Annotated in this window: 18 protein-coding genes; 16 read left to right on the top strand and 2 right to left on the bottom strand. The window is 60.6% G+C overall.

Annotated elements, in window-relative coordinates:
• Window positions 1–113: 113 nt before the first annotated feature.
• The 7 genes from AC097P_RS17375 (at window position 114) to AC097P_RS17345 (ending at window position 7,691) form a co-directional block, all read left to right on the top strand.
• Entirely contained in the window at window positions 114–782 is a 669-nt protein-coding gene (locus AC097P_RS17375) for a GntR family transcriptional regulator (protein WP_479611694.1), read from the top strand.
• Window positions 779–2,281 (top strand): malonyl-CoA decarboxylase domain-containing protein, encoded by a 1,503-nt coding sequence (locus tag AC097P_RS17370; RefSeq protein WP_479611693.1) that lies wholly within the window; start codon window positions 779–781, stop codon window positions 2,279–2,281. Before AC097P_RS17375 ends, AC097P_RS17370 begins: the two co-directional genes overlap by 4 nt.
• A gap of 68 nt (window positions 2,282–2,349) precedes the next feature.
• Window positions 2,350–3,372: a TRAP transporter substrate-binding protein DctP gene (gene dctP, locus AC097P_RS17365; protein WP_479611692.1), complete on the top strand. Its 1,023-nt coding sequence runs from the start codon at window positions 2,350–2,352 to the stop codon at window positions 3,370–3,372.
• A gap of 166 nt (window positions 3,373–3,538) precedes the next feature.
• Window positions 3,539–4,006: a TRAP transporter small permease gene (locus AC097P_RS17360; RefSeq protein ID WP_479612089.1), complete on the top strand. Its 468-nt coding sequence runs from the start codon at window positions 3,539–3,541 to the stop codon at window positions 4,004–4,006.
• Entirely contained in the window at window positions 4,003–5,364 is a 1,362-nt protein-coding gene (locus AC097P_RS17355) for a TRAP transporter large permease (protein ID WP_479611691.1), read from the top strand. The genes AC097P_RS17360 and AC097P_RS17355 overlap by 4 nt, the downstream gene beginning before the upstream one ends.
• The gene (locus AC097P_RS17350; protein WP_479611690.1) at window positions 5,361–6,140 is read left to right on the top strand and encodes an enoyl-CoA hydratase/isomerase family protein; all 780 of its coding nucleotides are present in this window, start codon (window positions 5,361–5,363) and stop codon (window positions 6,138–6,140) included. Before AC097P_RS17355 ends, AC097P_RS17350 begins: the two co-directional genes overlap by 4 nt.
• 18 nt (window positions 6,141–6,158) lie before the next feature.
• Window positions 6,159–7,691, top strand: coding sequence for a malonate--CoA ligase (locus tag AC097P_RS17345; RefSeq protein ID WP_479611689.1), 1,533 nt, complete (start codon window positions 6,159–6,161; stop codon window positions 7,689–7,691).
• Between the two features lie 61 nt (window positions 7,692–7,752).
• Here AC097P_RS17345 and AC097P_RS17340 read toward each other — a convergent pair whose 3' ends face one another.
• On the bottom strand, window positions 7,753–8,196 hold the full coding sequence (locus tag AC097P_RS17340; RefSeq protein ID WP_479611688.1) for a universal stress protein: 444 nt from the start codon (window positions 8,194–8,196) through the stop codon (window positions 7,753–7,755).
• A 146-nt stretch (window positions 8,197–8,342) separates the two neighbouring features.
• On the bottom strand, window positions 8,343–10,484 hold the full coding sequence (locus AC097P_RS17335) for a carbohydrate-binding protein (RefSeq protein WP_479611687.1): 2,142 nt from the start codon (window positions 10,482–10,484) through the stop codon (window positions 8,343–8,345).
• Window positions 10,485–10,698: 214 nt separating this feature from the next.
• On the opposite strand from AC097P_RS17335, the gene AC097P_RS17330 reads away from it, so the two are divergent.
• From AC097P_RS17330 to AC097P_RS17290, 9 genes are all read left to right on the top strand, one after another.
• Window positions 10,699–13,068 carry a heavy metal translocating P-type ATPase gene (locus AC097P_RS17330; RefSeq protein ID WP_479611686.1) on the top strand — a complete coding sequence of 790 codons (2,370 nt, stop codon included), beginning with the start codon at window positions 10,699–10,701 and terminating at the stop codon, window positions 13,066–13,068.
• Window positions 13,068–13,205, top strand: a complete 138-nt coding sequence (gene ccoS, locus AC097P_RS17325; RefSeq protein ID WP_479611685.1) for a cbb3-type cytochrome oxidase assembly protein CcoS — start codon at window positions 13,068–13,070, stop codon at window positions 13,203–13,205. The genes AC097P_RS17330 and ccoS overlap by 1 nt, the downstream gene beginning before the upstream one ends.
• A gap of 104 nt (window positions 13,206–13,309) precedes the next feature.
• Window positions 13,310–14,746, top strand: a complete 1,437-nt coding sequence (gene ccoN, locus AC097P_RS17320) for a cytochrome-c oxidase, cbb3-type subunit I (protein WP_479611684.1) — start codon at window positions 13,310–13,312, stop codon at window positions 14,744–14,746.
• 10 nt (window positions 14,747–14,756) lie between these two features.
• Entirely contained in the window at window positions 14,757–15,383 is a 627-nt protein-coding gene (gene ccoO / locus AC097P_RS17315; protein WP_479611683.1) for a cytochrome-c oxidase, cbb3-type subunit II, read from the top strand.
• An 11-nt stretch (window positions 15,384–15,394) separates the two neighbouring features.
• Window positions 15,395–15,547: a cbb3-type cytochrome oxidase subunit 3 gene (locus AC097P_RS17310; protein ID WP_479611682.1), complete on the top strand. Its 153-nt coding sequence runs from the start codon at window positions 15,395–15,397 to the stop codon at window positions 15,545–15,547.
• 23 nt (window positions 15,548–15,570) lie between these two features.
• Window positions 15,571–16,500 carry a cytochrome-c oxidase, cbb3-type subunit III gene (gene ccoP, locus AC097P_RS17305; protein WP_479611681.1) on the top strand — a complete coding sequence of 310 codons (930 nt, stop codon included), beginning with the start codon at window positions 15,571–15,573 and terminating at the stop codon, window positions 16,498–16,500.
• A gap of 24 nt (window positions 16,501–16,524) precedes the next feature.
• Window positions 16,525–17,997, top strand: a complete 1,473-nt coding sequence (gene ccoG, locus AC097P_RS17300; RefSeq protein ID WP_479611680.1) for a cytochrome c oxidase accessory protein CcoG — start codon at window positions 16,525–16,527, stop codon at window positions 17,995–17,997.
• A gap of 20 nt (window positions 17,998–18,017) precedes the next feature.
• The gene (locus tag AC097P_RS17295; RefSeq protein ID WP_479611679.1) at window positions 18,018–18,293 is read left to right on the top strand and encodes a FixH family protein; all 276 of its coding nucleotides are present in this window, start codon (window positions 18,018–18,020) and stop codon (window positions 18,291–18,293) included.
• 5 nt (window positions 18,294–18,298) lie between these two features.
• Window positions 18,299–18,535 carry a hypothetical protein gene (locus AC097P_RS17290; RefSeq protein WP_479611678.1) on the top strand — a complete coding sequence of 79 codons (237 nt, stop codon included), beginning with the start codon at window positions 18,299–18,301 and terminating at the stop codon, window positions 18,533–18,535.
• The last annotated feature ends 15 nt before the right edge of the window (window positions 18,536–18,550 follow it).

Below are 18,550 nucleotides of genomic sequence, written 5' to 3'. Positions count from 1 at the left end.
ATACGGGTTAATCCGGATGCCTAAGGCCTTGCCAGTGGCTTGGGTTAGTTTAATAATTACCCATAATTATGGAAAATCACCGAAAACTACCATTGAACTGAGATAGCAACACCATGCGCCTGGTCCACAACTCCCTGCACCAAGAAGTAGCCGTCATGCTGCGGGACCAGATATTTGCCGGCACGCTGCCACAGGGCAGCTTTATCGACGAGGGTGTGCTGTGCGAGAGCCTGAAAATCTCGCGCACGCCGCTGCGCGAGGCTCTGAAGGTGCTGGCCGCCGAGGGCCTTGTGCGCCACGAGCCACGCCGCGGCAGCTTCGTCAACCAGGTCACCGAACAGGACCTGGACGACATCTTTCCGGTGATTGCCTTGCTGGAAGGGCGTTGTGCATTTGAAGCCGCGCGCAATGCAAGCGATGCCGATATCGCCGCGCTGGATGTCTTGCACGCGCGCTTGGTCGAGCACGCCCAGGCCAAGCGCATTAACGACTACTACGCCACCAACTTTACGATCCACGAGGCCATCATCACGCTGGCCAACAACCGTTGGCTAGCGCAGGCCATTGCCGACCTGCGCAAAATTTTGAAACTGGCCCGCCTCCAGCAGTTGCATGCACCGGGCCGCCTGGAGCAAAGCCTGAGCGAGCATCTTGCGATATATGCCGCTTTGCGCTCGCGCGACAGCGACGGTGCGGACGCCGCGATGCGCACCCACCTGACGCGCCAACGCGAGGCGCTGCGGATACTGGCGCGTGAACAGAAAAGCAGGTTGCTCGCATGAATACACCCGACTGGCTGAGCCGTAGCGTTTCACGGTTGCGTCCCGCGGCGGGCTCTGATGCCAATCAGCCCATAGCCCCCGTGCAGCGTGCGCAAGCAGCTACGAAATCAATAGCAGTTCTGGACAAGCCCGTGGCCGATACCGGTGTGCGGTCACGTTCCACCCATGAGCGCCTGAAGGCCACGCTGCCCCAGAAAGACGAAGCCTTGTCTCCCCGCATGCTGCGCCGCAGCCTGCAAGAGCTGCAGGCCATGATTGACCCGCGCGTCAGCGAGGTCGAAGGCGGCCGCCGCGCCAGCGCCATCGCGGCCTGGTATGCAGGTGCCTCCCCAGCACGGCGGCGTGACCTGTGGCTGCTGATGAGCGAGCAGTTCGTTGCCGACCCGGTCAAGGTCAAAGCGGCGCAAGTGCAGTTTGCCGCTGCCGTGGGCACACCCGATGAAGCCGTGGCCGAGGTCAACTACCGCCGCGCCACCGTGTCGCCCCGCAGGCGCCTGCTGCAGCGCTTCAGCGTCTACCCCGGCGGCATCCAGTTCCTGGTGGATATGCGGGCCGAGATGCAGTCCGCGCTGAAGCAGGACAAGCGCCTGATGGCGCTGGACGTGGAAATGGAATACATGTTTTCCACGTGGTTTGATGTGGGTTTTCTGGACCTGCGCCGCATCAGCTGGGATTCCCCGGCATCACTGATCGAAAAGCTGATCAAGTACGAGGCGGTGCACGATATCAAGAGTTGGGCCGATGTCAAAAACCGCCTGGACAGCGACCGCCGCTGCTACGGCTTTTTCCACCCGCGCTTGCCAGACGTGCCGCTAATCTTTGTCGAGGTGGCGCTGGTGGATGGCATCGCCAGCAACATCGCGCCGCTGTTGGACGAATTGGCTGCCGATGCGGATCTGGCCAAAGCAACGACTGCCATTTTTTATTCCATCAGTAACACGCAGACCGGCTTGCGAGGCGTGAGTTTTGGTGATTCGCTGATTAAACGGGTCGTCGAATCCCTGAATGCCGAATTTCCCAAGCTCAAGATATTTGCGACGCTATCGCCTATTCCCGGCTTTAGATCGTGGCTCGGCAAGAATGCCACAGCGATGCTGGCGGCGCTGGACGACAAGGAGCGCAGCGCGCTGGGCCGTGCCGTGGGCTTTGAGCCACCCGGCGCTTCGCATTTTTTGACGGCTGCGGACGCCAGTATCCAGTTGACCGACAAGTCGCCTGTGCGCCAGATGCTGATGCGTTGCGCCGCGCATTACCTGGGCCAAACCATGGTGGACGGTAAACCGATCGATCCAGTAGCCCGCTTCCACTTGGGTAACGGCGCGCGCGTGGAGCGGCTTAACTGGGCAGGAGACCCTTCAAGCAAGGGTATTAAGCAGTCTTACGGTCTGATGGTGAATTACCTGTATGACTTAAAACGATTGGACAAGCACCGGGCGCAATTGGCGCAGGGCAAGACGCCAGTTTCTAACTCGGTGCAACAGCTATTTTTAGGTGGTTAGCAACGGACAGAGCGTTTGGGTCGCGAGAGTTTGGGCAGATGAATTTGTATAAATACGAGGAGACAAACATGACTTTGACACGACGCAGTTTTACGCAAGCGATGGGTGCGGGCGCTTTGGCCAGCATGGCCAATGGGGTGTGGGCGCAGGCGGGCGGGGGGCTAAAAATCTCCCACCAGTTCCCCGGCGGCACGCTGACCGAAGGTGATTTCCGTGACCGGCTGTGCCGCAAGTTTGCGGTAGAGGTCGAGAAGCGCACGGCCGGCGCGCTGAAGGCCTCGGTCTACCCCGGCTCATCCTTGATGAAGACCAACGCCCAGTTCTCGTCTATGCGCAAGGGCGCGCTGGACATGAGCCTGGTGCCGCTGTCCTACGCCGGGGGTGAGGTGGCCGAAACCAATATCGGTTTGATGCCGGCCTTGGTGCCCAGCTATGAGCAGGGCGCCGCCTGGAAAAATGCCGAAATCGGCAAACTGTTGTCCAAGGTGCTGGACGACAAGGGCATTCTCATCGTCAGCTGGATATGGCAGGCCGGTGGCGTGGCCAGCCGCACCCGCCCACTGCTGACACCGGACGACGCCAAGGGGTTGAAGGTGCGCGGTGGCAGCCGCGAGATGGACATGATGCTGAAGCAAGCCGGCGCATCCGTCATCACGCTGCCGTCCAACGAAATCTATGCTGCCATGCAGACCGGCGCCATGGATGCGGCCATGACGTCCAGCACCAGCTTCATCTCGTTCAAGCTGGAAGAAATCGCCAAACACTTGACCTCCGGGCGTGACAAGACCTATTGGTTTATGTTCGAGCCGCTGATGATCTCCAAGGAAGTCTTTGCCAAGCTGCCCAAGGCCCAGCAGGACGTGGTGATGGCGGTGGGTGGCGAGCTCGAAGTGTTCGCCCGCGACGCTGCCAAGGCGGACGACAAGGCCGCCGCCGACATCTACGCCAAAGCCGGTGCCAAGGTCTACGACATGGACGAGGCCACGTTGAAAAAATGGCAGGTCATTGCCCGCGAAACCGCGTGGAAAGACTTCAACGACAAGAACGAATCCTGCGCTGCGCTGCTCAAGGCCGCGCAGAAATTGCTGTGAGCACCGCCGGGCCGCCCCAAGGTGCTCGCACCGCAGTGCGCCGCACGGAGGTTTTCAAATGACCGACGCTGCCCTGAATACGGGGCCCGTCACTATCCGCATAGACCCAGATACGCCTGGCTTCCTGCGGCCTTTGGCACAACTGCTGCTGTGGATCAACAAGGCCATGGTCATCCTGGGCATGCTTGCCCTGTTGGTCGCGTCCCTGGTGCTGACCTACAGCGTGGTGTCGCGCTATGTGATGCAGGCATCCACCGACTGGCAGGACGAAGCCGCAGTGTTCTGCCTGGTAGGCGCTACCTTTTTGTGCGCGGCCTTTGTGCAGGGTCTGCGCGGGCATGTAGGCATAGAGGCGGTGGCCACGCTGCTGCCGGAAGCGGTGAACCGATGGCGCCTGGTGGCAGTCGATCTGTTGTGCCTGGCGTTCTGTACATTCTTTTCATGGAAATCGTGGACGCTGTTCCATGAGGCCTGGGTCGAGCAGCAAACCACATCGTCATCCTGGGCGCCGCCGCTGTCCATTCCCTATGGCCTGATGGCATTGGGCATGAGCCTGCTCAGCTTGCAACTGCTGGTGCAATTTGGTGCCCGGGTCAATGGCCTGAGCAAACACACAGCGGGAGTTTCCCAATGAGCATGCTTACGATGGGTTTGTTGTTCGGCGCGGTCACGCTGCTGTTCATGTTCTCCGGCGCGCCGATATCGTTCGCGCTGGGCAGCGTGGCGGTGCTGTTCATGTATTTGTTCATGCCGGCCTCAGCGCTCAACACGGTGACGCAAAATGTGTACGAAGAGATGGCCAGCATCACGCTGCTGTCGATACCGCTGTTCATTCTGAAAGGGGCGGCGATTGGGCGATCCCGAGCGGGACAGGACCTGTACGCCGCCATGCACGTGTGGATGGGCCGCATACCCGGTGGCCTGGGCATTGCCAATGTGTTTGCTTGCGCGCTGTTCGCGGCGATGGCGGGCTCCAGCCCAGCCACCTGCTCGGCCATTGGCAGCGCAGGCATACCCGAGATGCGCAAGCGCGGCTACTCACCGGGCTTTGCGGCCGGCATCATCGCCGCCGGTGGCACGCTGGGCATCTTGCTGCCGCCGTCTGTCACGATGATTTTGTATGCAGTAGCGGCGGAGCAGTCGCTGGGGCGGCTGTTCTTGGCTGGCATCTTCCCTGGGGTGCTACTGGTTGCGCTTTTCTCGGTCTACGCCGTGTTGCGCTACCGCAAGGAATATGCGCTGGCCGAGGCAGAGTTCAAACGCACAGGCGCCGCGTCAGCACTGCTGGAGCGTGAGACCTTCACTACGCGGCAAAAGTTCGAGATGCTGCCCCGTGTTGTGCCCTTCGTGCTGTTGCTGATTGGCGTCATGGTCGCGCTGTATGGCGGCTTTGCCACACCCAGCGAGACGGCGGGCTTGGGTGCGCTGCTGGCGCTGGCCTTGATCGCCGTCATCTACGGCGTGTGGCGGCCGCGCGATGTGGCGCCCATACTCACGGCCACGTTGAAGGAATCGACGATGCTGATGATGATCATCGGCATGTCGTTGCTGTTCTCCTATGTGATGAGCTTTTTGCACATCAGCCAGTCCACCGCCGAGTGGATCGTGGCCATGCAGCTGTCCAAGTGGGTGTTGCTGGCGGCCATTCTGGTCATGGTGATTTTGCTGGGCTTCTTCTTGCCACCGGTCAGCATCATTTTGATGACAGCGCCCATCATCCTTCCGCCGCTCAAGGTTGCAGGGTTTGATTTGATCTGGTTTGGCGTGCTGATGACCATCGTCATGGAGACCGGGCTGATCCACCCGCCGGTGGGGCTCAACATCTTCGTCATCAAAAACATCGCGCCCGATATTGCGCTCAAAGACATCATCTGGGGTGTGCTGCCCTTTGTAATTTTGATGTTGCTGGCTGTGGTACTGATCTGCGTGTTCCCTGGGATCGCAACCGGATTGCCCGATGCAGTAATGGGTGTTGCGGCTGTCAAACCATGAGCGGAGCCATCAGCCTGGACTGGGCGGACGGTGTTGCCCGCGTGGCCATCCTCCACCCGGGCAAGCTCAATGCCATGTCGCGTGCGATGTGGCGTGAACTGCGGGTGGTGTTTGAGCGGATCCAGCAGGACACCAGTTTGCGCGCTGTGGTTGTCTACGGGCCAGAGCACTTCTGTGCGGGTGGCGATATTTCGGAATACGCCAGCTTCCGCTTTGAGGAGGCCAGCCTGCGCGATTTCCACGAAAACGACGTCTGGGGCGGCTTGCAAGCGGTGCTGGACTGCGATGTGCCCATCGTTGCCCAGATAGACGGCAACTGCATGGGTGCCGGTGTTGAGATTGCCAGTTGCTGTGATATCCGTATTGCCAGCGACAAAGCCCGCTTTGGCGCGCCGATCGCCAAGCTGGGTTTTCCCATGGCGCCGCGCGAGGCCGCGTTGGTGGTGCGCGCGGTGGGCGAGCTGACTGCACGCGAGCTGCTGCTGTCTGCAGCCGTGCTGGATGCCGCCCAAATGCAGCAACGCGGCTTCTTGAACCAGGTAGTGGCCACCGATGCGTTGGACGCAGCCGTGGACGCCACCGTGCAGCGCATGCGGGGCCTGGCACCACAGGCTGGGCGCCTGAACAAGCAGACATTCAGGGCTCTAGCCCTCGCCAGTTGTGCGCAAGCAGCTCCTGATTTAATAGCGTCTGCCTACTGCTACGCCCATTCCGCCGAACACCGAGAGGGGGTAATGGCCTTCACCGAGAAGCGCTCGCCGCTGTTTACTCCCTGATCACTGAATCTTTACACCATGAAGAACCACAACCTCTTCGCCGCCTTGCGCGCGGCATTCCCCACGGACCTTGACACCGTTGCGGTAGAGACCGACAACGGCCTGCACTACTCCTGGCGCGACCTAGACCGCAGCACCGCGATGCTGGCCAACCTGCTGCAATCGCTGAAGCTGCCGGCCGGTTCGCGCATCGCCGTGCAGGTGGAGAAATCGGTGGAGGCCCTGGCGCTGTACCTTGCGACGCTGCGGGCGGGCTATGTATTCCTGCCGCTGAACACCGCCTACCAGAGCGGCGAAATCGAATATTTCATTGGCAATGCCGCGCCAGCGGTAGTGGTCTGCGCGCCTAAGAACTTCGGCTGGGTCAGCAAGATCGCCTTCAAGGCCGGGACACACAGCGTGTTCACGCTGGGCGATGACCGCACGGGTTCGTTGCTGGAGCGTGCCGCACACTGCAGTGACCAGCACACCGTGGTGCAGCGCGACGCTGACGACCTGGCGGCCATCCTGTACACCAGCGGGACCACCGGCCGCAGCAAGGGCGCGATGCTGACCCACGGCAACCTGCTCTCCAATGCCCAGGTGCTGAAGGACTACTGGGGCTGGAAGGCGGGCGATGTGCTGATGCACGTACTGCCTATCTTCCACGTGCATGGCCTGTTCGTCGCCGTGCATGGCGCGCTGCTTAATGGCAGCAAATTGATTTGGATGGCCAAGTTCGACCCTAAGCGCGTGCTGCAAAAGCTGCCCGAGGCAACGGTCTTTATGGGTGTGCCCACGCTGTATGTGCGCCTGCTGGCCGAACCGGGGCTGGACAAACAGGTGGTGCGCAACATGCGCCTGTTTGTCGCAGGATCGGCCCCGCTGTTGATCGAAACTTTCACTGAGTGGCAGGCCCGCACCGGCCACACCATTCTGGAGCGCTACGGCATGAGCGAGACAGCGATGCTGACGTCCAACCCCTACGCCCCCGATGCGCGCTACGGCGGCCAAGACCAGCGCCGCGGTGGCACGGTGGGCTTCCCGCTGCCAGGTGTGCAACTGCGGGTGCAAGACGACGCGGGCAATGGGGTGCCCACTGGCGAGATCGGCGGCATCCAGGTCAAGGGCCCCAACGTGTTTGCCGGCTACTGGCAGATGCCTGAAAAGACCAAGGAAGAGTTCACCGCAGATGGCTTCTTCAAGACCGGGGATGTCGGCAAGGTCGGTACCGATGGCTATGTAACCATCGTCGGCCGCAGCAAGGACCTGATCATCAGCGGCGGTTACAACGTCTACCCGGCCGAGATTGAGGGGACTATCAACAGCCTGGACGGCGTGGCCGAGACCGCGGTGGTGGGTGTGCCCGATGCAGACTTCGGCGAGGTGGGCGTGGCGCTCGTCATTGCCAAGCCGGGTGCCAAGCTGGACCCGGCCCAGATACTGGCCACGCTCAAGAGCCAACTGGCCAACTTCAAGATCCCCAAGCGTTGTTACGTGGTGGCTGAGCTGCCGCGCAATGCGATGGGGAAGGTGCAGAAGAATGTGTTGCGGGCGCAGTACCAGGTTTGATTCGAAGCGCTACTAATTTGGTAGCTGCTTACGCTCTCCACACGAGGCCTGCAGCCCGGTTTCACTTCAAAACCAGCACCGGAATGCTGCCATGGGTCAGCACATGCTGGGTCTCGCTGCCCAGTAGCAGGCGCTGGATGCCGCGGCGGCCGTGGGAGGCCATGACAATCAGGTCGCACTGGTGTTTGGTGGCGGCGCTGAGCAGCGCGTCGGACACCACGTCCGAGACCAGCGTAATGCCTCGGGCGGGCACGCCTTTGTCTGCCGCGGCTTGTCTCACCGCGTCGACGACTGCGTGGCCCTTGTCCGCCCATTGCTTTTCGATGCGCTGCACCTCTTCAGGCTGCAGCGACATACCACCCTCAAAATAGCTTTGCGCATAGCGCGGTACAACCGAGATGGCCACGAGCTCGGCCTTGCACAGGGCTGCAAGTTCGATGGCGCTGGTGACGGCTTTTTGGGACAGGTCCGAGCCGTCGGTGGCGACCAGAATGCGGTGGTACATGGTTGTTGCTCCTTGCTTGGGGTCTGTCGACGCAGGTTACGCTTCACTGCTTAACCACAGTTTGATCCAGGTCAAGTGCTGCGCAAACTGTCTATTACCCACGGGCCCAACGCGCACCATGCGCTGCTGGGTTGGCGCACCAGCAATTACTGCACAACGACGTCCTCCACAAAAATATCCTGGCTGCCTTTTGGCAGGTCCAGTCGCAGCACTGATAAACCCGCGGGCAAGGCAACGGGCAGTTTCGAGCCCGAGGCGCTTGGGTTAGCCGGGTCCTGGAACAGCGCGATGTCACCCACTTTGGAGCCGTTGGCATGCAGGGTCACGGTCCCGCCGCTGACCTTGTTACCCAAGCGCAGTGAAATCTGGTACGTGCCTGCAGCAGCCGTGCGAACCGGTACCAGGACAAAGGCAGTAGCCGCTGTGGGCCGCAACAAGTAGGTCGTGTTGTTCAGCGCCCAGGCAGCCCCGTCTGCGCCTATGGTCTTGGAGCTTGGGTCTTTCAGGTGCACAGTTCCAGGAACGGCATTGCCCAGGGTCGCGGCTGGCCTAGGTTTGGCGTTGATAGCAGCTATGGCCTGCATCTTGATGGAGGTGGTGTCTGCCACCACGCGCGGCACCAGATCATTGCTAAAGCTCCAGGGTGCGGGGCCACTGTAGAGGTAGTACACCAGTTCGTCACCACCGGCCTGATCCCACATGTCCTGCGCCAGCAGCATGCTGTTTTTCATGCGGGGATCGTTGTTGTAAATGGCGGAAATGACAGACCCGGCTGCCGACCCCGTTGCGCTTCCGCCAGGGCCAGGCCCACCTTCATAGGCGACGTATTTCAGGCCATAGGCATGCGTCCACATGGAGTCGGTCACAGAACTGGCGGTGAACGTTGGTGACGGCAGACTTGCAAAGTAGCTGTTCAAACTGGCGGCCGAGGCGTCCGTAGGGTTGATGCCGGAGTCGTAGTAGGCTGCCCCGCCACCCCCGTACCAGATATCGCTGGGGATGCGCGCTGTGGCGTTCTGTGGCGCAGTGGAGCGCACCTGGCCATAGAAAGCCTGCGCCCACGTCAGGCCGGTTGAGAGGTAGCCGTTGCCGTTGCCCGACTGGCTTGCCAGAATGGGCCGTACCGTTGTCATCATCGCGCCGTCTCCAAACACGTCTCTGAAGGCCAGGCTGATGAAAGACGAACGGTAGGCAACCCAGCGTCGCAGCGCGTTGTAGGCGTCTGTTTGGGCTCCGTCAAAGGCAATAGGGTGGGTGACGTCGCCCATGTACTGTTTGGCCAATTGCATGGCCCATCCAAAGCCCTTGAATCCGGGGCCCGAGTTCCATATCTCGTTGCCGTATTCCACGTACACCTTGATTCCACTTTTCAACGGTGCATAGGCGGGGTTGGCTTGCACGCTGGTGTAGGGGAGAGCCCCATCGCTGCCGAACTTAACCAGTTGCGCCAACTTGCGGATGTAATCATCGTTGGCGCGCGCTGGCACGTTCAGCCAGATGTCGCGTCCCGTGGCGTTGGCCAGGGCGATCAGCAGTTCCCAACTTTGGCCATTGGTGTCGGTGAAGCCAAAGCGGTTGGGTTTGGTGCGTTCGTCCCAACGTTGCTGCGCGTTGGTATTGGTGCTGGTGAAGTCCATGCCGCGAATGGTTTTGAAGCCTTGCATGGCGGCGATGAATTCCCTGGTAAAAGCGGCGGTGTCACCGAGGGTATAGCCGGGCCGCATCAAGTGGATGCCGGTGACGCCATCGCTGACGATCGCGCTACTGGTTCTAAAGGTATTTTTGAACACCAGCCACACATTTCCGCTGGCGTTGCTGGGCAGCACCACGTCGGCTGTGGTCAGGTTGGTTTTGGCATCGTACAGTGCGTTTTGCACTGTGCCGGCTCCACCTGACTTCACAGTGGCGCGGCCATTGAACGCAAGCTTGTAGGTGCCTGCAGCAATGTTGGTTGCCGAGTAGATGAGCTGAAAATCCCGGCCAGGATTTCCGTTGCTATCAGCAGCCACGTTGTACGACCAGTCCATGCCGCGCAACTCGGATTGCAAGCCAAGATCGGCCATGGCGAAGCTGCGGTCGTAGTAGCTCAGGCCGGTTATGCCGATGCCGGCGCGCGGCGTAACCATCCCTTCAGTTTGCATGCTTGCGGACAAAGTGCCCTCTGGTTTGACCATGGATTGGCCGGCGGTATCCACAGCGCCTTCAGCGCCACTGCCGCCGCCACATGCCACCAGGGTTGCGGTAAGAAATGATGTGGAAAAAAGTGATACAAACTGTAACGGTTTCATGGGTGCTAGCCTGTTGGTTAAGTAGGGAAGCGGTATTGTGTTTTTGGCCAACAAAGTTGAAGCACAAGTGACCCATGTGAATACCTATTACTTGAGCGTCTTGTGCCGCTGCAACGTCGTATCCAGACCAAGCTTTGCCGAGCGAGCGGCGTACATCACCAGATGTTTGATCTAGGTCAAGTGCTGCTTTGATCCAGAACCCGACACTTGCTCCATGCGTCCTATCGCCACGCTGTCTACAGCCTCGCCAGTACATTGCCCGCCAGATAAGGCGCCCACCTGTCTACAGGCGGTTGCGCCTGCTTACGCAGCGGACGCACTGGCCTTGCTGAACGATCCGCAGGAGTGGAGCGCGTTCAGCCGCCCATCTGCGTTGGGGGAGGGATTTTGGGAATCCAGCGTTGTCGTTGAAGGTATGCACTGCGCGGCCTGTTCGCTGAAGGTTGAAGACGCGCTGAGTCAGGTGCCCGGTGTCATCAGCGCGCAGGTGGGCGCAGCCAGCCACCGGGCCACCGTCGTCTGGTATGCCAATGCGGTGCTGCCATCGGTATGGATGCAGGCGGCGCAGCGTGGTGGCTACCTTGTGGTGCCCGCGAACGACGCGTTCGCCAGCGAGCGCCGCAAGCTGGAGACGCGCCAGGCTCTGTGGCGCTGGCTGGTGGCAGGGCTGTGCATGATGCAGGTCATGATGTACGCATATCCGGCCTACATTGCGCTGCCCGGTGACCTGAGCGGTGAGATGGAGCAACTGCTGCGTTGGGCATCGTGGGTGTTGGCGCTGCCGGTGATGTTGTTCTCTTGCGGTCCGTTCTTTCGCAACGCGCTGCGCGATCTGGCCCACGCCCGCATCGGCATGGATCTGCCCATTGCACTGGGCATTGCGATTACCTTTGCCGTCAGCACAGCAGGCACCTTTGAACCACAAGGTGTTTTTGGTCGTGAGGTGTATTTCGACTCGCTGACCATGTTTGTGTTTTTCCTGCTGACCGGGCGCTGGCTGGAGCTGCGCCTGCGCGACCGCACGGCCGGTGCGCTGGAAGCGCTGATGAACCGCTTGCCCGACAGCGTGGAGCGCCTGCAGGCCGACGGCCAGTTTGCGCGCGTGGCGGCCCGTCGCGCGGAGGTGGGTGATGTACTGCGTGTGCACCCCGGCGAAACCTTTACCGTCGATGGCGTGTTGACTCTGGGTGCAACCCGGGTCGACGAAGCCCTGCTGACCGGAGAATCCCGGCCACTGGCACGCCGCGTGGGCGATGCGGTCTGGTCCGGCAGCCACAACGTGACCGGCACGGTGCAGTTGCGGGTAGAGCGCGTGGGCGCTTCGACCCGCTTTGCGCAGATCGTGGCGCTGATGGAAAGCGCATCGGCCACCAAACCTCAGGGCGCGGTGCTGGCGGACCGGCTTGCCAAGCCGTTTCTGATTGCCGTGCTGGTGGCTGCCGCGGGTGCTTGTGCCTGGTGGTGGGGGCGTGACCCCGGCCATGCGCTGATGGTGGCGGTAGCGGTGCTGGTGGTGACCTGCCCCTGTGCCTTGTCATTGGCGACACCCGCGGCGATGCTGGCCGCTGCGGGAAACCTGGCACGCGGCGGAGTGCTGGTGCGACGCTTGCAGGGGCTGGAAGCATTGGCCCAGGTGGACACCGTAGTGTTTGACAAGACCGGCACCTTGACCCGCGACGCCATGGTGCTGGCTGCGGTGGAGACGCGCGCCGGTGTGTCGGCGGACCGGGCTATGGCCATGGCGGTTGCCCTTGCGCGGCATTCGCTGCACCCCGTGTCGCGTGCGTTGGTGGCTTCGCAAACCGCATCCACACTACAACCGCCATGGACCTGCGACGCCGTGACCGAGAGCGCAGGGGAGGGCGTTGCCGGCCTGGCCCAACCGACAGGTCCGGGCAGCGACTATGCACACAAAGTCGCCCTGCGCTTGGGCTCTGCCAGCTTCTGTTCAGTGCCCGCGCGCTGCGTATCGGGTTTGCAAGTCCACATGTCAGATGACCAAGGCTGGCTGGCGAGCTTCATCCTGCAAGAGGACTTGCGCCCGCAGGCTGCGGAGGTGGTGCGTGTGCTCTCAGATTTGGGGCTGTCCGTCCATATGCTGTCCGGTGACAGCGTTGCATCGGTCGGGCGCGTGGCCGCACAGGCCGGCATCGACCAAGCACACGGCGCCTTTACACCGCATGACAAGCTAAGCTTTTTACGTCAACTGCAAGCAGATGGGCACACCGTAGCGATGGTGGGCGATGGCCTCAACGACGGGCCAGTGCTGGCAGGTGCCAATGCCTCGTTCGCATTCGGCCAGGCCGCGCCGCTGGCACAGGCCCAGGCTGACTTTATGATCTTGGGTGATCAATTAATGGCCGTGGTGCACACGCTGCGGATGGCACGCAGCACCATGGCAGTTGTGCGGCAAAACCTGTGGTGGGCGCTGCTCTACAACGCAGCGTGTGTGCCGCTCGCAGTCATGGGGCTGCTGCCCGCGTGGTTGGCCGGGCTGGGCATGGCCGCCAGCTCGCTCTTGGTAGTCCTCAACGCCTTGCGCCTGGCACGATCACTACCTTCTCCTACTGAGAAATCCACCTGATGGACGTCCTGTACTTGTTGATCCCTCTGTCAGTGGCGCTGGTGTTCTTCATCCTGGGTGGGCTGTGGTGGGCCATCCACCGCGGCCAGTTTGAAGACATCGAGGCCGAAGGCGAGCGCATCCTCAAAGATTCTTGACGAATGGCCAGTGCATTGACCAGACCTTGACATGGGTCAAGGTGCAAAAGCCGCTGACCAACAAGAATCCTGACCAAGCTTCAACAATTTAGAGAAGAACACAAATGGCTTTTGCAAATCAACAGGCGACGGTTTACAACGACACCGTTGTGCGGCAGTTCGCCATCATGACCGTGGTCTGGGGCGTGGTGGGCATGCTGGTCGGGGTCATCATCGCCGCGCAGCTGACCTGGCCCGAGCTCAACTTCGGCATACCCTGGTTCAGCTACGGCAGGTTGCGGCCGTTGCACACCAATGCAGTGATCTTTGCGTTTGGCGGATGCGGTTTGTTTGCATCCGCCTATTACGTGGCGCAGCGCACCTGCCAGGTGCGCCTGTTCTCCGACAAACTCGCAGCGTTTACCTTCTGGGGCTGGCAACTGGTCATCGTGGCGGCCGCCATTTCGTTGCCGATGGGTTACACCCAAGGCAAGGAATACGCCGAGCTGGAGTGGCCCATTGACATATTGATTGCCGTCGTCTGGGTGTCGATGTGTATTGTCTTCTTTGGCACCATAGGCACTCGCAAGGTCAAGCACATTTATGTGGCCAATTGGTTCTTCGGCGCCTTTTTTCTGGCGGTCGCGATTTTGCATCTGGTCAACAGTGCGGCCATCCCCGCGGGCTGGATGAAGTCTTACTCCGCCTATGCCGGTGTGCAAGACGCCATGGTGCAGTGGTGGTACGGCCACAATGCCGTTGGCTTCTTCCTGACCGCAGGCTTCCTGGGCATGATGTACTACTTCATCCCCAAGCAGGCCGAGCGGCCTGTCTACAGCTACCGTTTGTCCATCGTCCACTTCTGGGCGCTGATCTTCACCTATATGTGGGCCGGTCCCCACCACCTGCACTACACGGCGCTGCCGGAGTGGACGCAGTCGGTGGGCATGGTGTTCTCGCTGATCCTGTTGGCGCCCAGTTGGGGCGGCATGATCAACGGCATCATGACGCTCAGCGGTGCCTGGCACAAGCTGCGCGACGACCCCATCCTGCGCTTCCTGATCGTGTCACTGTCCTTTTACGGCATGAGCACGTTCGAGGGGCCGATGATGTCCATCAAGACGGTCAACGCCCTAAGCCACTACACCGATTGGACCGTGGGCCACGTGCATTCCGGTGCTTTAGGTTGGGTGGGCTTGGTGACCATGGGCTCCATGTACTACCTGATCCCGCGCCTGTTTGGGCAAAAGCAGATGTACAGCGTCAAGGCAATCGAGGTGCATTTCTGGACAGCCACGGTGGGCATCGTGATCTATATCGCTGCCATGTGGATTGCCGGTGTGATGCAGGGCCTGATGTGGCGCGCCATCAATGCAGACGGCACGCTGACCTACACCTTTGTTGAATCGGTCAAGGCCACCTATCCCTTCTACGCACTGCGTCTGTTGGGCGGACTGCTGTACCTGTCGGGCATGGTGATCATGTTGTGGAACACGCTGAAGACGGCCACCGCCGGGAGTGCGGTCGACGTCAAGGTTCCCACCGGCCTGGCTTACGCCTGAGAAAGACACTATGGCCAACAACAACGAAAACTCACGCTTCTCGCACGAGAAAATCGAAACCAATAACTTTCTGATGATCGTGCTGATTCTGTTGGTGCTGCTGGTCGGTGGCATGGTGGAGATTGTTCCGCTGTTCTTCCAAAAGTCCACCACCGAGCCCATCAGGGGCATATTGCCTTACACGGCGCTGCAACTGGCGGGGCGCGACATTTATGTGCGCGAGGGCTGCTACAACTGCCATTCGCAAATGATCCGTCCCTTCAGGGCCGAGACCATGCGCTATGGCCACTACTCGGTTGCCGGTGAGTCGGTGTATGACCACCCCTTCCAGTGGGGTAGCAAGCGCACCGGGCCTGATCTGGCGCGGGTGGGTGGCAAGTACAGCGACGACTGGCACCGCACCCATTTGACCGACCCGCGTGACTTGGTGCCCGAATCGAATATGCCGGCCTATCCCTGGCTGGAAAAGACGCCGGTGGATGCTGACGTGATGTCTGCCCACATGACAGCCTTGCGCCGGGTAGGCGTGCCCTACACCGACGCGCAAATCGCAACGGCAACGCAAGACGTCAAGGGCAAGACCGAGCTGGACGCCACCATCGCCTACCTGCAGGTGCTGGGTCTGGCCCTCAAATAGCACGCGACGACATGCATATGGACATCCTGGACGTCAACACCCTGCGCTCAGCCGCCACCGTGGTCAGTTTTGTGACCTTTATTGGCATCGTGTGGTGGGCCTGGTCCAAGCGCCGTGCTGACGATTTTTCAGAAGCCGCCAATCTGCCGTTTGAGCAGGACTGAGCGCAGCCCGAAGGAATGAAAAAATGAGCGACTTTACAAGCGACTTCTGGTCGATCTACATAGCCGGTGTCACCGTGGTCAGCATACTGGCCTGCTTGCTGCTGCTGTGGTTCAGCGGCAAGGCCCGTGCCATGACGGCTGACGACAACACCACTGGCCACGTGTGGGATGGCGACCTGCGCGAGATGAACAACCCTTTGCCACGCTGGTGGGCTTGGCTGTTTGTGATCACGATTGTGTTTTCGCTGGGCTATTTGGTTTTGTACCCCGGTTTGGGAAGCTACGCCGGCACACTGGGTTGGACGCAGATCGGTGAGTTCAAGGCAGAGGTGGCTGCGGGCGAGCTGGAGGTGGCGCCCCTGTACGCCCGGTTTGCGACCATGAAGCCAGAAGACATCGCACGCGACCCCCAGGCCCATGCCATAGGTGAGCGCCTGTTCATGAACAACTGCTCGCAGTGCCACGGCTCTGATGCGCGGGGCGCCAAAGGCATCCCCAATCTGACCGATGCCGACTGGCTGCACGGCGGCACGCCTGACAAGATCGAGGAGACCATCACATTGGGTCGCACCGGCAATATGCCGCCGCTGGGCGCTGCAGTGGGCAGTGCTGACGATGTGAAGAACCTGGCCAACTATGTGTTGAGCCTGTCCAAGAGTCCGCATGACTCGGTACGCGCTGCGTTGGGCAAAGAGAAGTTCGGCGTGTGCGCAGCCTGCCACGGCGTGGATGGCAAGGGCAACCAGGCGCTGGGTTCGCCCAACCTGACCGATGCCATCTGGCTCCATGGGTTTGGCGAAAACGCGATAGTAGCCATGGTCAATGGCGGCAAGGTCAACCAGATGCCCGCCCAGGCGGACCGGCTGACAGCAGACCAGATACGGGTGCTGGCGTCCTATGTATGGAGCTTGTCCAACAACAACACCGAAACAGCCGCCGCCAAGCCGCTGTAGGCGCAGGCACGGAAAGACACACCTTTGGATGATACCGCCTCACCACCGCAGCACCGGTTCATACCGATTGCGGCCTCACCGGACAAGAGCCCGATAGCTCCGCCCGCGGATGCCGATGCGGAGACGGTGTGGCTGTACGAAGCGCACAAGAAGATTTACCCGCGTAGCGTATCGGGCTTGTTTACCAACTGGCGCTGGGTCATGGTGCTTCTGACACAGTTGGTGTTTTACGGTTTGCCATGGCTGGAGTGGGGCCAGCGCCAGGCCGTGCTGTTTGACTTGGGCGCGCGGCGTTTTTATATCTTTGGCCTGGTGCTGTACCCGCAGGACTTTATCTACCTGACGGGTATTTTGGTCATTTCCGCGCTGTCGCTATTTCTGTTTACTGCGGTGGCAGGGCGATTGTGGTGTGGCTATGCCTGCCCGCAAACCGTGTATACCGAAATCTTCCTGTGGCTGGAGAAGAAGACCGAAGGTGACCGTTCGGCGCGCATGCGGCGCGATGGAGGCCCGTGGAACGCTGACCGGTTCTTGCGCAAATTGGCCAAGCACTTTCTGTGGCTGGCGTTGGCTGGGTGGACCGGCTTTACTTTTGTAGGCTACTTCACACCCATCCATGAATTGGCAACTGAGTTTGTGCAATTGCAGATGGGCTCGTGGGAAGTCTTCTGGTCTGTGTTCTACGGCCTGGCCACCTACGGCAATGCCGGCTTTATGCGCGAGCAGGTTTGCCTGCACATGTGCCCGTACGCGCGCTTCCAGAGCGCCATGTATGACGCGGACACGCTGACCGTTACCTATGACGAAGAACGTGGAGAGCCGCGCGGCGGGCGCTCGCATAAGGCGGACCTGCTGACGCTAGATCTGGGCGCCTGCGTGAACTGCAGCCTGTGTGTGCAGGTTTGCCCTACCGGCATCGATATCCGCGATGGCCTGCAATACGAGTGCATTGGGTGTGGGGCCTGCGCCGATGTGTGTGACGGTGTGATGGACAAGATGGGCTATGCGAGGGGCTTGATCAAATATTCCACACAAAACGCTATCAAGCACCACTGGACCAAGAACCAAACCTTGCGCCACGTGTTGCGCCCCCGGGTGCTGATTTATTCGGCTATTCTGACTGCAGTAGTAGTGGCCATGGTGGTGAGCCTTGCGCTTCGCACACCGTTCAAGGTCGACGTGGTGCGCGACCGGGGCATGCTGGCGCGCATGGTGGAAGCAGGACGCATTGAAAACGTCTACCGCCTGCAAATCATGAATGCGACCGAGGCCACACAAAACTTCGGCATTGCGGTTGAAGGTTTGCCGGGCTTGGCGGTGGTATCAGACACCGATGTCAGCATCGCATCCACGCAGTCCCGCTGGGTGGCCGTGCGGGTGCAGGCGCCGCCCGATGCGGCTACACCCGGTTCACACACCATCCACTTTGTGGTTACTGGCCAAAGCGCCGTGGGGCGGGTGGCTGAGAAGTCTGTGTTTATTGTTCCCCGCCAATGATTCCATATTCAGGAGGCTCTATGCAACACCCCAACCAGACGCCAGCCACCCCTTTGCCACCCCCCTGGTGGCAGTACGGCCACGTATGGCTGGTCATTTCAGGCCCGGCCGTGGTCGTCGTGGCTTCTTTCATCACCTTCTATTTGGCCGCCGTGGGTCAGGATCCGGTTATCGAGGAAGACTACTACCGCAAGGGCATCGAGATCAACAAGACCCTGCGCGACGACCCGGCCAGCCTGGCGCCCGCCACCCAAGCGCGTAACCATGCCGCTACAGGCGTGAAAGCGCCAAGGTAGCCGTCATGCTACGCCACCGCCTGATGTGGATTATGTGGCCCGCCTTTTTGATGGCGGGTGTGCTGCAGATGCTGGTGTTTGCGATGGTGGACCCGCAGGATTTGCACTGGTTTGGAACGTCGATCGAGTGGTCGCGCCAAGCTATTTACTCGGCCGCATTTTTTATATTCTGGGCAGTGAGCGCAGTATCAGGCGGGTTGACCATCTTGCTGGCCATGCCACGGGTTGAAGTGAACGACTAGCGTTGAGGGATGCTT

This window comes from Rhodoferax sp. ZS1R8 (assembly GCF_056521325.1).
Note: the sequence above shows the minus strand (reverse complement) of the source record. Positions and strands in the feature narration are given on the sequence as shown.

What these genes read in the sequence shown, in the direction of transcription:
- AC097P_RS17375 (WP_479611694.1), top strand. Translation starts at nt 114, where the DNA reads ATGCGCCTGGTCCACAACTCCCTGCACCAAGAAGTAGCCGTCATGCTG.
- AC097P_RS17370 (WP_479611693.1), top strand. Translation starts at nt 779, where the DNA reads ATGAATACACCCGACTGGCTGAGCCGTAGCGTTTCACGGTTGCGTCCC.
- dctP (WP_479611692.1), top strand. Translation starts at nt 2,350, where the DNA reads ATGACTTTGACACGACGCAGTTTTACGCAAGCGATGGGTGCGGGCGCT.
- AC097P_RS17360 (WP_479612089.1), top strand. Translation starts at nt 3,539, where the DNA reads ATGGTCATCCTGGGCATGCTTGCCCTGTTGGTCGCGTCCCTGGTGCTG.
- AC097P_RS17355 (WP_479611691.1), top strand. Translation starts at nt 4,003, where the DNA reads ATGAGCATGCTTACGATGGGTTTGTTGTTCGGCGCGGTCACGCTGCTG.
- AC097P_RS17350 (WP_479611690.1), top strand. Translation starts at nt 5,361, where the DNA reads ATGAGCGGAGCCATCAGCCTGGACTGGGCGGACGGTGTTGCCCGCGTG.
- AC097P_RS17345 (WP_479611689.1), top strand. Translation starts at nt 6,159, where the DNA reads ATGAAGAACCACAACCTCTTCGCCGCCTTGCGCGCGGCATTCCCCACG.
- AC097P_RS17340 (WP_479611688.1), bottom strand. Translation starts at nt 8,196, where the DNA reads ATGTACCACCGCATTCTGGTCGCCACCGACGGCTCGGACCTGTCCCAA.
- AC097P_RS17335 (WP_479611687.1), bottom strand. Translation starts at nt 10,484, where the DNA reads ATGAAACCGTTACAGTTTGTATCACTTTTTTCCACATCATTTCTTACC.
- AC097P_RS17330 (WP_479611686.1), top strand. Translation starts at nt 10,699, where the DNA reads ATGCGTCCTATCGCCACGCTGTCTACAGCCTCGCCAGTACATTGCCCG.
- ccoS (WP_479611685.1), top strand. Translation starts at nt 13,068, where the DNA reads ATGGACGTCCTGTACTTGTTGATCCCTCTGTCAGTGGCGCTGGTGTTC.
- ccoN (WP_479611684.1), top strand. Translation starts at nt 13,310, where the DNA reads ATGGCTTTTGCAAATCAACAGGCGACGGTTTACAACGACACCGTTGTG.
- ccoO (WP_479611683.1), top strand. Translation starts at nt 14,757, where the DNA reads ATGGCCAACAACAACGAAAACTCACGCTTCTCGCACGAGAAAATCGAA.
- AC097P_RS17310 (WP_479611682.1), top strand. Translation starts at nt 15,395, where the DNA reads ATGCATATGGACATCCTGGACGTCAACACCCTGCGCTCAGCCGCCACC.
- ccoP (WP_479611681.1), top strand. Translation starts at nt 15,571, where the DNA reads ATGAGCGACTTTACAAGCGACTTCTGGTCGATCTACATAGCCGGTGTC.
- AC097P_RS17295 (WP_479611679.1), top strand. Translation starts at nt 18,018, where the DNA reads ATGCAACACCCCAACCAGACGCCAGCCACCCCTTTGCCACCCCCCTGG.
- AC097P_RS17290 (WP_479611678.1), top strand. Translation starts at nt 18,299, where the DNA reads ATGCTACGCCACCGCCTGATGTGGATTATGTGGCCCGCCTTTTTGATG.